Source organism: Alteromonas sp. CyTr2, assembly GCF_947311905.1.
GTDB classification, from domain to species: domain Bacteria; phylum Pseudomonadota; class Gammaproteobacteria; order Enterobacterales; family Alteromonadaceae; genus Alteromonas; species Alteromonas macleodii.
On record NZ_CAMZMZ010000001.1, the window covers coordinates 76,990 to 89,669 of the forward strand.

The 12,680-nt window shown below is 44.7% G+C and carries 9 protein-coding genes; 4 read left to right on the plus strand and 5 right to left on the minus strand.

What is annotated here, in order from left to right; all coding sequences use genetic code 11:
* Nucleotides 1–53: 53 nt before the first annotated feature.
* Entirely contained in the window at nt 54–1,385 is a 1,332-nt protein-coding gene (locus tag QME20_RS00360; RefSeq protein WP_014949076.1) for an NCS2 family permease, read from the minus strand.
* A gap of 322 nt (nt 1,386–1,707) precedes the next feature.
* Between QME20_RS00360 and QME20_RS00365 the strand changes: the two genes are divergently transcribed.
* Nucleotides 1,708–2,706 carry an adenosine deaminase gene (locus QME20_RS00365; protein WP_171338193.1) on the plus strand — a complete coding sequence of 333 codons (999 nt, stop codon included), beginning with the start codon at nt 1,708–1,710 and terminating at the stop codon, nt 2,704–2,706.
* A 331-nt stretch (nt 2,707–3,037) separates the two neighbouring features.
* Here the strand turns inward: QME20_RS00365 and QME20_RS00370 are convergent, their stop codons facing one another.
* A complete protein-coding gene (locus QME20_RS00370) occupies nt 3,038–3,400 on the minus strand; it encodes an Hpt domain-containing protein (protein WP_281715210.1) in 363 nt (120 codons plus the stop codon).
* Nucleotides 3,401–3,570: 170 nt separating this feature from the next.
* Between QME20_RS00370 and QME20_RS00375 the strand changes: the two genes are divergently transcribed.
* The 3 genes from QME20_RS00375 (at nt 3,571) to QME20_RS00385 (ending at nt 7,142) form a co-directional block, all read left to right on the plus strand.
* On the plus strand, nt 3,571–3,822 hold the full coding sequence (locus tag QME20_RS00375; RefSeq protein WP_168533384.1) for a hypothetical protein: 252 nt from the start codon (nt 3,571–3,573) through the stop codon (nt 3,820–3,822).
* Between the two features lie 236 nt (nt 3,823–4,058).
* Entirely contained in the window at nt 4,059–4,979 is a 921-nt protein-coding gene (locus QME20_RS00380) for a diguanylate cyclase (protein ID WP_281715211.1), read from the plus strand.
* A gap of 159 nt (nt 4,980–5,138) precedes the next feature.
* Nucleotides 5,139–7,142: an ATP-binding protein gene (locus tag QME20_RS00385; protein ID WP_281715212.1), complete on the plus strand. Its 2,004-nt coding sequence runs from the start codon at nt 5,139–5,141 to the stop codon at nt 7,140–7,142.
* Nucleotides 7,143–7,156: 14 nt separating this feature from the next.
* On the opposite strand, the gene QME20_RS00390 is transcribed toward QME20_RS00385, so the two are convergent.
* The 3 genes from QME20_RS00390 to QME20_RS00400 all read right to left on the minus strand — a co-directional run bounded on the left by QME20_RS00390 (nt 7,157) and on the right by QME20_RS00400 (nt 12,679).
* Nucleotides 7,157–8,293, minus strand: coding sequence for a purine nucleoside permease (locus tag QME20_RS00390; protein WP_049588837.1), 1,137 nt, complete (start codon nt 8,291–8,293; stop codon nt 7,157–7,159).
* 131 nt (nt 8,294–8,424) lie between these two features.
* A complete protein-coding gene (locus QME20_RS00395) occupies nt 8,425–10,860 on the minus strand; it encodes a TonB-dependent receptor (RefSeq protein ID WP_281715213.1) in 2,436 nt (811 codons plus the stop codon).
* 241 nt (nt 10,861–11,101) lie between these two features.
* Nucleotides 11,102–12,679, minus strand: a complete 1,578-nt coding sequence (locus QME20_RS00400) for a nucleobase:cation symporter-2 family protein (RefSeq protein ID WP_281715214.1) — start codon at nt 12,677–12,679, stop codon at nt 11,102–11,104.
* Nucleotide 12,680 lies beyond the last annotated feature (1 nt).

The following is a 12,680-nucleotide window of genomic DNA, read 5'->3' on the forward strand; positions in this document are numbered from 1 at the left end:
CCTTTTTTGTATCTAAAGCGTTAACTTACAGGCACGCAATAAGCGCCGTTGAATTATTTTAAATCCAATAAGTATCGTAATAAGAAAACAATCGCTAGTGCATAAGTGAGCGGTGTTACTTCTTTAAATTTTCCCGTACCTACCTTAATGCCAACATAAGTAATAAAACCAAGGGCAATGCCTTCGCTAATGCTGAATGTGAGCGGCATGGCGATAAGTGCAACAGAAGCAGTGGCTAACGCACCTAAGTCGTCGAAATCAACCTGTCGAATCGATTCCATCATTAAAATACCTACCATCAATAGCGCTGGCGTAGTGGCCATTAGCGGGATAACTTTCATTAGCGGTGTTAAAAATAGCGAGAGTAAGAAGCAGACAGAAACCACTACTGCGGTAAGCCCGGTTCTGCCGCCCGCCGATACGCCCGTAGCGGACTCCACATAGCTAGTTACTGGAGATGTACCCACTAATGCGCCAGCAATACTCGCTGATGCATCGGCTGTCATTGCCGAGCCAATTTTCGGTAGCTTGCCTTCGGGAGTAAGTAGATTGGCTTTTCGAGATACGCCGATTAAGGTGCCAATGGTATCGAACATGTTCACAAACATAAGTGCGAAAATGAGGTCCCACGTTTCAGCAAGGTGATCAATTGGGTACCAAAAGTCCATTGCCATAAAAGTGTTTGAAATAGATTCTGGCATGCCAACTACAGCAGAAGGCGTTGCAGTTAAGGTACCGTTTTCAGTGGGGATAAAAGCACCAATTAAGGTGAGTGTTACGATAGAGATTAAGATAGCGCCTGTAACGCGTTTCACCATAAGAACGATAGTAAAAATAATGCCGATGAGCGCTAACATTACTGCTGGCTCAGAAAGGTCGCCAAGCTGTACGAAGGTTGCGGGATTATCAACAATCAGCCCCGCATTTTTAAGGCCGATAAAGGCAATGAACAAACCTATGCCACACTGCACGCCGATTTTAAGAGAAGGCGGTATAGACTCGGCTATTTTGGTTCGAACTCCGGTGAGAGAAAGGAGTAAAAAGAGAATGCCGTTCCAGAATACAATACCAAGCGCTGCTTCCCATGGAATTTCACGACCAAGACAAATGGTAAACGCGAAAAAGGCGTTCAAGCCCATACCTGGTGCCAACGCAATAGGGTAGTTAGTCATTAGCGCCATCATTAAAGTGCCAATACACGCCGCTATTGCTGTCACTGTAATTAGGCCCTCTACGGGCATGCCACTTAACCCAAGAATACCTGGGTTCACCACGAGTATATAAGACATGGCTGCGAACGTAGTAAGTCCTGCAATGATCTCTGTTCTTACTGTTGTTCCGTGTTCCTGCAGCTTAAATAGCCGTTCGATTACGTTGTTGGACATCAAGAGTTCTCTGTTAGTATTTCATTGTGTGTTTTGTGCGTTGAAAGCAATAAACTGACCAATTAGTCAACTTGTTGGTGTGTTTTGTGCTAACTTACTTTTCAGTACAATGACTAATTAATAGCCATTGCGTGACTCAAGGTCACTAGCCAGGCAGCACAAAGCCAGCCAAACGGTTAGTAATCAACATAGATGAAGTCAAAAAAACCGCAAACAAAACCTAAATGAGCAATAGAACTCGTTTACAGATAGCATTAAAGATAAACTATTACGCACCAATTAAATGCCATTGCATTGTTGTGGTGCAAATAAGTGAGGGGCCATGTCGCTGTCATCAATAATTAAAAACATTCCAAAGGCCGAACTGCATCTGCATATAGAAGGTAGCTTAACGCCTGAACTTATGTGGCGCCTAGCTGAAAAGCACAGTGTATCACTTCCTTATGTTAGCGTGGAAGAGATAGAAGCGGCGTATAACTTTGAAGATCTACAAAGCTTCCTTGACTTATATTATGCAGGGGCGGGCGTGCTTCGCGATGAGGATGATTTCTTTGCTTTAATGTGGGAATACTTAACGCGGTGTCATGAGGACAATATCGTCCACACAGAAATTATGTTTGATCCGCAAACCCATACAGAGCGTGACATAGGTTTCGATATTTTCATGCCAGGCTTTTTGAAGGCGATGGAAAAAGCAAAAGATGAATACGGTATCAGTAGCTATTTAATCATGTCTTTTCTTCGTCATTTGCCTGAAGATGCTGCTTTCGATACGCTTTCTGCAGCAGAGCCCTACTACGAGCACATCACGGCGGTAGGGTTAGACAGCTCCGAACTTGGCCATCCGCCATCAAAGTTCGAACGTGTTTTCAAAAAAGCCAAAGCGCTGGGATTTAAAATTGTCGCCCATGCTGGAGAAGAAGGACCGGCATCTTACATTTGGGAAGCCATCGAGCTATTGGACGTTGATCGTATTGATCACGGTGTGCGCTGCCAAGAAGACGAGGCGCTTATGGACCTCTTGAAAGAAAGACAAATTCCACTTACTGTTTGCCCGTTGAGCAATCTCAAGCTTTGCGTAATTGATGACATGAAAGACCACAATATTGTCCAGCTTCTTGATGCTGGGCTTCTGGTCACGGTTAACTCTGATGATCCTACGTATTTTGGTGGTTTCTTAAATGACAATTTTGAAGCGTTGCACCAGTCGCTGGGTATTGACGAAAAAACAATTCGTACGTTGGTAGCAAATAGCTTTAAGGCAAGTTTTTTGCCGCAGGAGCAGAAAAACCAGCTTGTTGAAAAGGTTCTTTCAGCCTAGGGCCTGTTGACTTTTGGTGTACGAATTTTGGTCTAAATGGAAGCCTTTTAATCGCGAAACAGTCCTGCAAGCCTAGCGGGCTAAGTTAAAGGACTGTGACAAAGAGTAAAAGGCTTCCATTTAGACCCCTTCGGGCAGCGCCTTTGTGCCATCTATACTGCGTTGAATGTTCTCGATTTAGAACCACTAAACCGTCAAACATTCGCCTTGTCTAGATGGCACACAGACCGCTGCAAAAATGTACAACAAAGGTCAACAGGCCCTAGCAAGGCGAGGAGTGGAAGATAGTCGCGTTAGCTTCTGGCGATTAATGCGAGGAGCTAATGTGATTTTACGATTTCATGACTGCAATAGTTTGCTTAATCAAACTGTCTAATTCTGTGATGTCTTGAACGATTTCGCTTAAATCATCTTGCTTGGCTTTGTTTTCAATAGACGATGCCTTTTCCCAGATGGCATCAGCACCTACATCGCCCGACATACCTTTCATAGCATGACTGTTGAATCTAACGGCTTCAACATCTAATGCGGTCGCTGCACTTTGAAGTGCTTGTTGTTTTTGTTCTATTTGCGCTAGGAACATTTCAAGAATACGGTTCAATAACCCCTCATTTCCACCCAGCCTGCTTATTGCGGCATCGCGGTTCCATAATTGTTCTCGAGTGGGCGTATCGTTTGAGTCAGATGTGTCCATATGAGCTACCGTAATTGAAGCGTTAGGCCAGTGTACAATAAATGTTCTAAACAAAAAACAGCAAGTTCAGCCGCTTAGCAAACAACGGTTCATAAACCGGCAAAACCTAGACGAAAGACTAATATTTTTTACGTATCTCAGGCAATGTAACTTTTGTTAACCCGGTAGCTATGTCTTATAGCGCTGCGCTGGCCCGCGTGGGTGGCGATGAGTTTGCCTGCTTACTTAATGAAATTGGCTCGGGTTACAGTGCAGACAGTATTGCTATGGCGTGTTTAAAGGCGGGTAGAGAGCCCATTGAAATAAACGGTAAGGCCCATCAACTTAGCTGCACTCAAAGCTCTTGGGTATCACTTAGGGCAGGGTTATTTTATGTGTCGTCCCCTGGTGGTGGCGGATTTCTTCACAAAGTTCATCGATGATTGCCAAGTTGCGTAAGGTTCACTCGGCGGCGTGCAGAACGCTATCGATAGACCTTCTTTATAACCTTGTCTTTCAAACCATACCTACTTGGAAGCAAACTAGCTGACTTTTCGATACAAATTTGGATGTAAGGTGTTAGACTTGCATAAAGCGTTGTCATTACTTTGATATTGTAAAAGCAGAAACAACGCAAGCGAGAATGGCCGCCTTGGTGTAGTAACAATAAAAGTACCCGATGAATCGAAAAGAAATAAAACCCTACGCAGAGTGTAACGTGCTTATTGTGGATGATGAGCCGATGAGTCGTATGCTGCTTGAATCGATCCTAGAGTCGGTGTTTACCTGTGCTACAGCCGAATCGGGAGAAGAAGCCATATCTTACTGTAAAGCTAATTTCCCGGATTTAGTTTTGCTGGATATGAACATGCCAGATATTGATGGTCTAGACGTTTGCACAGCCTTAAAGGCCTCGCCTGAAACGAATCATATCCCAGTCATTTTCGTTACATCTACAATGGATATTGAAAGTGAAAATGCGTGCTGGGAAGTAGGGGCGTCAGACTTTGTGATGAAACCGGTTAACGCTTCCACGTTAACGCATCGCATCAGAACACATCTGCAAAACAAGCTTCGCACCGAATTCCTTGAAATGATGACATTTCACGATCAGCTAACGGGCTTGTACAATCGCATGTATTTAACCAACGAAATTCCGTTACTTATTAAGCAAGTTGCGAGAGACAATGGTACAGTTGGAGCAATAATGATCGATATCGATTACTTTAAGCTTTTCAACGACACGTACGGGCATCTCGAAGGCGATATTTGCCTTCAAAAAGTGGCGCAAACTGTATCGGATACGGTTAAACGCCCCAAAGACGCCGTTATTCGCTTTGGCGGCGAAGAGTTTTTAGTCGTCCTCCCCTATATCGACCATCAGGGCACAAAATTAGTGGCACATCAGCTTGTTGAGGCTGTTGCCCATGCAAAAATTCCACATGGTAAAGGGATAGAAAACCGCGTATCAATAAGTGCAGGCTTTGCAGTTTGGAAAGCTACGGATGTGGTTGAAGACGATGTAGCTGCGCTTATAGAAGACGCTGACATTTCACTGTTTGAAGCAAAAGAATTAGGGCGAAACCAAGCCAAGGGCTGAGGCCACCGTCCAATATCCCATCATAAAAATAGAATTTCTAGCCTATTGTTTAATATCGCGTATTCAAATTCCAAGCTATCTTTATAAATGCGGGGCCGCTATGCATGAATCGAGCAAGGCGGCAAGAATCTTGTGGTCTTTACGCTTGGGTAGCGAACCATGGTTTATTTTGACGAACAATCGAGTTTGAATGTGAAACTGGAACACCAGTTGAAGGCATCGCTAACCAGTTTGGTACAGCGAGGCTGTGATTCGTTTGGCGTGTTTCAAGGTTTACTTCTACAGTTGGACGAAGAGACAGTTAATATATTGGTTAAAGCTTCGTCGGCGTATGCACCCAACTTTAAGTCGGTCCCTTCTTTCTCTACCTGTGTACCTGTAGACAACTGCTTTCCTGTAAACAGCGCTAAGTGTTCTACTGCATTTAAACAATGGTTTTTTACTTATTTTAATGCCGAAAAGTACATCCGAGGCCGTGTTCATACCCTGGATGGAAGCCAAGTGTGCTTGGTCTTTATTAATGCGTGCCCGGAACAGCCGGTTAACCTCGACAAGCTGTCGCTGTTAGACGATTGGCTGAGCGTGATGTTGAATAAGTTTCATCTCGAAAAAGCAGAGACCAATCAAAACACGTTGTACGAAAAGTTACAAAGTGTAGCGAACATAGGCACATGGGAAGTTGATTTGACCACTAATGCACTTAGCTGGTCTTCACAAACTCGGCGTATTCACGAAGTCTCAGAGGACTTTGAACCCACATTAGAAACAGCTATCAACTTCTATAAAGAGGGGTTTGATAGGGATGAGATTAACCGCATTGTCTCCCACGCGGTGGCTACGGGTGAACCGTGGAGTGCAACGCTTGAACTTGTCTCCGCCAAAGGTAATTCGGTTTGGATAGAAACCCACGGCATGGCTGAGATGAAGCACGGAAAGTGTGTTCGTTTGTTTGGAACTTGCCAAAACGTTAACAAATCGGTGCAACTTAGACTCGAATTGGAAGAGAGAAGAAGAGAAGCCGAAGCTGCGTCTAAAGAACGTGGCATATTGTTATCTCGTATAAGCCACGAGTTAAAGACGCCGCTCAATGGCATAACCGGCATGTTGCAGGCGATTAAGTTCGAAAATAAAGAAAATGTACGAATGCGCAAAGCGGATGTGGCGCTTCATAGCGCAGACCGTTTATTGTCTCTTATAAACGATGTTTTGGATTACACCTCCATCATTAACGGCGAATTCTCACTAAAATATAGCGACTTTTGTGCACGTTCGTTAATTGAAGATATCCTGGATGTATTTAAAACAAAATGCGTAGAGAAAGGCGTAAGGCTTTACGCAGTGCTGTCTTTTGACGAAAACACTTATGTTCACGGAGATGCCGCCCGAATCAGTCAAGTCATTACAAATTTGTTATCGAACGCGGTTAAATTTACACCGAAAGGGTATATTTCGGTGCAAGTTACGTTAAAGCATCAAGGCGATGTGCCTATCTTACTTGCGTCAATTGAAGACACTGGGGTGGGCATGAGTGATGAAATATTGTCACGTATTTTTAGACCATTTCAAAACGATACCGCCAGTGCCTCTGAAGAGTTAAATGGAAACGGTTTAGGGTTGTCTATCGTCAATCAACTTGTTGGCAAAATGGATGGCGAGCTTGAAGTGCGGTCAAGCGCAGGGAAAGGCTCCTGTTTCGATATTGCTATACCTGTAGAAATGGCAGTTTTAAATAAAGAAAAGCAGAGTGACGTTGTCCTCTCTTCAGACCTGCTTAGCATTCCTCTTAACGTTTTGGTTGTTGATGACAACGATATAAACCGTTTCGTGCTCGCATCCATGCTAGAGAAGTTTAATTATCTTCCAGATGAAGCCGAAAATGGCGAAGTGGCCGTTCAAATGGCCCGAGCTAAAAAATACGACATTATATTTATGGATTGCGCTATGCCAGTGCTCGATGGCGTAAGTGCAACTAAGATTATTGTTCAAGAAAACTTATTGCCCAAGTACGGCCGCATTGTGGCTGTAACGGCAAATACTACACCTGAAGATAAAACTGATTGTAGCAATGCGGGCATGGCCGATTTTCTTGCCAAGCCCGTGGTACAAAATGACGTTACCCTTCAGGTGCGCCATGCACTAAAGGCTAAATCAGTGACAGCGTAGAGGTTAATGTGTGTTTATTCCGCTGAAGGGGGCGTATCTTTTACGGTTTCCCAATGCGTTACAATATAGTCTGTAACCTGCGAGCCGACATTATAGGCGGCTTCTATAGCGGCTCCCATTGCTGCATATCCATCGCCAGAACTCTCTAACTTTAAGTTCTCCGCAGCGCTCAACGATGGTGGCTGCATGGTAAAATTGCTCGCTGTTCTAAGAATAAGTAAGCGGTCTTTGTTGACTACCCCTGCATTGTCCAAGTAGCTCAAGCTTTGAAGTGTTGCTGAGTCTTCCATGCCCGAGGTAACAAAATTTCCTTTGCCCTGCGTCCAGTATGCTACCCAATCGTTTGCCCACGCATTTAGTTTTTCGCCATGCCAAAAGGTAGAAGCAGATAAATGCGCACCCATCGACACATTTGGAAGTGCTTTAGCACTAGCTGAGTTGGTGTACTTTGCTCTCAGTGCATCCATCGCTTCGTTGTTTAAAAGCTTGGTGTCTTTTGTCAACGAATAGGCCCACTTTGCTAACGGTAAGTTCAGCGCGTACACCTCGCCATTTGGGCTGTTGTTTACGTCTACAGCGTCAGCGTTTTCAAAGGGCGCATGAGTGAAGAGGGGGAAATAACCCGTACTCCACTGAGACGGAATTTCTCTAGCGTCAATTTGATGTGCTAGGTCGCCATCGACTACATAATCGGTCCAAATTGCACTTCCAATGGTGTTATCCGCTGGGTCGACTCCCGCGATCCCAGCGACCAACCAATAGGCTTGGGATAAATCAAAGCGAGGATCAAGACCTAGTGCCATTATTGCTGCTGAAGCGCGCGCAATGCCCATTCCCGTAACCATACCGATTACACCTGTATCAGGATTGGCGTAAATATCGTGAAATCCATGAGGCAAAGGGTATTGGGTTGTGAGTTTCTGGCGAGCCTTCCACAATTGAAATTCACCAGGCGCGTCGCCTTCGTCGTTGCCAATTTCGAACATACTTACTACAACAACCTTCACTTTCATTGGCGGCTTAGCGTCATTGGCTTTAACATTGGCAGAATAACTACTGCTACAGAAACCCAAAAACATAGCCAAAATAAGCAAAGCGTTGAAAAAGGCAGACCGTTTTTGTTTAAGCAGTGGATAAAAAGAAAGATGCATTTAGTACTCCTAAAAAAGAGCCCAGCATAATCAAACTGGGCTTCTTATCGAAAAAACTTACAGGCCTGAGAGCGTGTGTCGAACGTTCAATCTACACATGAAGCACGACCACGCTCAAAGAGTATGCGAACTTAGAATGAGTAAGTAAATTTAGCATTCCAGTGACGCGGTAGTTCAGGTAGTACAATTTGACTACCAAATAGATCAGGGAAGTTAGAGCGGAAATAACGCTCGTCAGTTAAGTTTTTAACGGTTAAGTTCAACGACCAATCTTCTGCCTGATATGACAAGCCAGCATTGACTAACGTGTAGGCTGGAAGTGTCACTGCAGCTGAGTAGCCAGACGCGACCTCATCCACATCCACAATACTCACGTTGGCAGCATAACCATTTTGGAAGTCATAGGTTGCTGTCAGCGTGTAAATATTTTCAGGAATACCGGCCTTTCGACCGTCAGAGTTTGTTTCTCCTTCACCAACAAGGTTAAGACCTACTACGTTCCCGCCAAAAATTAACGAAGGATCATCAAGAGCAACTAAATCGTCAGCACCTAAGAATCCAAATTGGTTTCCATTGGCAAGTGCAGTTAAGTTAATAACTTCTATATTTGTATAGCCAGCAGAAACAACAAGGTTCTCATTGACTACCCAACGAAGTTCAAATTCGGTGCCTTCGTTATTGGTTGTGTTGTTGGTAACCGTATTCTGAGTATTGAAGTCGGTACGCTCTTGCTCAAAGAATGAAAGGGCAAAATAGAGTGTATCGTCAACGAGAGAACCTTTAATACCGTATTCCATCAGCTCAGAGGTGTCGAATGCACCACCACCACCAGGTTGATTGAGTTGGCCAACACCAATCTCGGCGCCCTGGCCTGCAACAAGGGTAGCTTGCTCTGCTGCAGTGATATAAGGAATAAGGCCAAATTCAAATTCATATGAAATACTAGCGTTCCAAGACCATCCATCTACGGTTTCTTCAGCATAAACTGGTGTTTCATCTCCAGTAGCCCCCAGAAGTAAATCCGTGCGCGATGTGCTTTCAATATCAATAGTGTCGTATCGTAAACCTAGTACTAAGTTTAAACCCCAGTCCCAAGTTAAATCGGTCATTGCAGCAATGCCTAAGTCTAAGTAATTACCTACGTCATAGTTGTCGTAGTTTTTACCCGAGCGGGTAGACAAAAGGCGGCGATCGAGCGCTGAAGACGGCATGGTTAGGTCGCGACGATTGAAAAACTCGTAAGTGAAGTCGTCGCCGTGCTCAAAGTCGGTATAGCGCACAGATGGAGAAAATTGAAATTGCGCTAATAGTCCGTCGTTCTCATATTCTGTCGCAAAAATTAGTTTGTCTTCTATAACCCAGCTGTCATGGAATTGTGAGAAGCCATAAGCATTTTCGTTTATGTTGTCGTATGCATCATAGAAAAGCTGGTTGCGAATTTCCCAATTATCCGTGAAGTAAATGGTGTCGAAGTAGAGCGTTATGGCTTCGTTACCAAGTTGGTCATCAGGTGCTACCAAAGTTTGGCTACCACTTAAGGTCGTAGTACCTGGGTTTTGTAATGCCATTAGAGGATCGAAAAAGTCGCCTGTAACCGAATCTAATGGGACAGCTGGCGTGAAAATAAACGGTGAAATCAAGTCGGCGACTTCAGCATATTCTTCGTGACTGATTTGACCGTCGCCGTCCGTATCTAATGGTTGAGCCGTACCTGTAATATAGGTTCCGTCGTCAACTAACTCCTGAGTTAATCGGTTCCAGCCGGCCACTTGGTTACCATCGTAGTCGTGGTACATACCACCAAATTCGAAACGAAGGTTATCGGTAATATCGATATTAAATGATGCTTGAAGTACGGTTTGATCAGTCTGGGTATTGTCGTAGTAACTGTCAGAGTTTTCTAGCTCACCGTATATGTAATAGCCCATTTCTTTACCGGCAACACTAGTCGGTCCGCCAACTTCTGCGGTTAAAATGCTCTTGTTCCACGACCCCGTTGTGTAAGACAACGCGCCTGTTGGTGCATCTAAATACTGCCCCGATGACGCACGGGCAGACTTGGGATTAAAGTTCAGATAACCACCAATTTTTGATGGGCCGTAAATAGGTGATGCCGGACCACGAACGATGTCGATTCGGCTGGACGCGCCAATAGGCGTAGGATAGTTACCTGGGTTGTCTAAGCGCTTAACACCGCGGAAGTAAGTTTCCCCGGGCGTGCCCCGCACATCCAGAGAGCCTGCAACACCGAAGAACGACTGTGTGAATGTACCTGGTGCGAACGCGACGAGTTCATCAATGTCTGAAACGTTGAAGCGCTCCATTTGCTCTTGAGAAATCGTGGACGCTGAGCGAGGCGTTTCGAGAATAGATTTGCCAAAGCCAAAAACTGACTCAACGTCTTGGCCAGGAAGGCTCCCAAGGGATCCTGTTACCTGAATTTTTTCAACATCTTTTTCTTTAACCTCTGTTTCTTCTTGAGCAAAAGCTTGCGACGATAGCGCGACCGCGGTAGTCATTGCAAAAGCTTTTGCTAGAGGAGATAAATTGAATGTAGTGTTTTTCATGGTTTCCTCGTTATTTTTAGTTGCCCCTTTTTAGGGCTCTTTTCACGCATTTTTATATGCGTTTTGTTATTGGCAAGAGAGTTAGCAGGATGAGTGCCAACTACTTGTCCAGTTGGTCAACTTTTAACCTTCTCTTAAGTTGCTGAATTATAAGGATAAAAATATATAATGTTGTTCTTATATTGTTATTTTTATGTAAATAAACTCAATCGCATAAATGCATGCACTTATAAGGTGATTTTTAGCGAGCTTTTGCACTAAAAAGAGCAGAGGTTACGCCCGGTTGTCCGTCTATACTTAAAATGTGTGTCGAGTGAGCTGAGTGCTTAACAACCTCATGGTTTACAACGGCTTTTTCATTGAGTGCTTTCGGCGCCCTACGGTTACCTTCTGGCTTTGGGTTGTGAATAAGCTCGTAAGCAGGGGTGTCCTGAGCAACGCCAGTGCTGCTTTCAATTTTTTGTGCACTAGCGTGTGGGGAAGCAAGGGGCTTTTTTCCAGGTAAGGTTAAATCAAGGATGACGGCGGTAAGGCCGGCCGAGGTTACTGGGGAAAGTAAGATATTTTCAAGCCATGAAGGCAATTCAGAAAGGGCTTCTGGTACCATCATTACACCAATCGCCATACCTAGCGCACACGCTGTCACCAAACTACTGCGCCTATCAAGTGCGTAGCTGGCTAATAGCTTTAAGCCACCCACGGCCACCATGGCAAACATAACCAGAGTAGCACCGCCAAGAACTGGCTTGGGAATAGCCTGCAGCACAACACCTACAATGGGGAAGAATCCAATAACAACGAATAGCGCTGCAACAAAAAAGCCGACCTTACGGCTGGCGATGCCGGTTAATTGGATAACCCCGTTATTCTGGCCAAATGTAGTATTTGGAAAGGTGTTGAACATGCCAGCAAGTAACGAATTAACGCCGTCGCCCAAAATCCCGCCTTTCACTCTTGCAAGATAAATAGGACCGCTCACAGGCTGCTTACAGAAAAGGCTATTTGCGGTTAAGTCGCCGGCCGTTTCTATTGCACTAAACAAATAGATGAGCGCGATAGGTAAAAAGAGAGTGATATCAAATGCAATGCCAAAGGCAAAAGGGGTGGGGATCGCTACGACAGAAAGCGAAGCAAGGCCGCTGAAATCTAATCCTTTTGTAATGCCGACATAGGTTGCGCCAATCGCCATACCAATAAAGATGGCGCTTAAACGCAGCCAATGATTTGTTGAGGCGTTCAAGAAAACAATGATGAGCAACACGCCTAGGCCGACGGCTAAGTTTTCTGTGCTGGCGAAGTCAGCGGCGTGAAAGCCTCCCGCAAGATCAGTCATGCCTACGTTTATCAAGCTTAGCCCAATAGCGGTTATTACAATTCCTGTAGTTAATGGTGTAATGATACGTTTGAGCTTATGTACAAATAGACTAAACACCACTTCGACCATGGCACCCGCCATAGTTAATCCAAACAACAAAGACAAGACATCTTCGGGTGTTCCTCCATCCGCCTTGACCTGATTTCCTGCCAGTATCAACGCGCTAATAAACGCAAAACTGGTACCTTGGATGGCTACCAATCCACTGCCTACCGGGCCTATACGCTTTGTTTGAATTGCCGTGCCTAAGCCGCTTACAAACAAGGCCATACTGATAAGATAAGGCGTGTATTCAGTAAGGCCCAGTGTTGATGTAACAATAAGAGTCGGCGTAATGACACCGACAAAGCTTGCAAGTAAATGCTGAAATGCCGCGGTAAGTGAAGGAAGAAATGCCGGACTATCATGTAAATCGTAAAGTAGTTCGCTGTGATTTGAAGACATG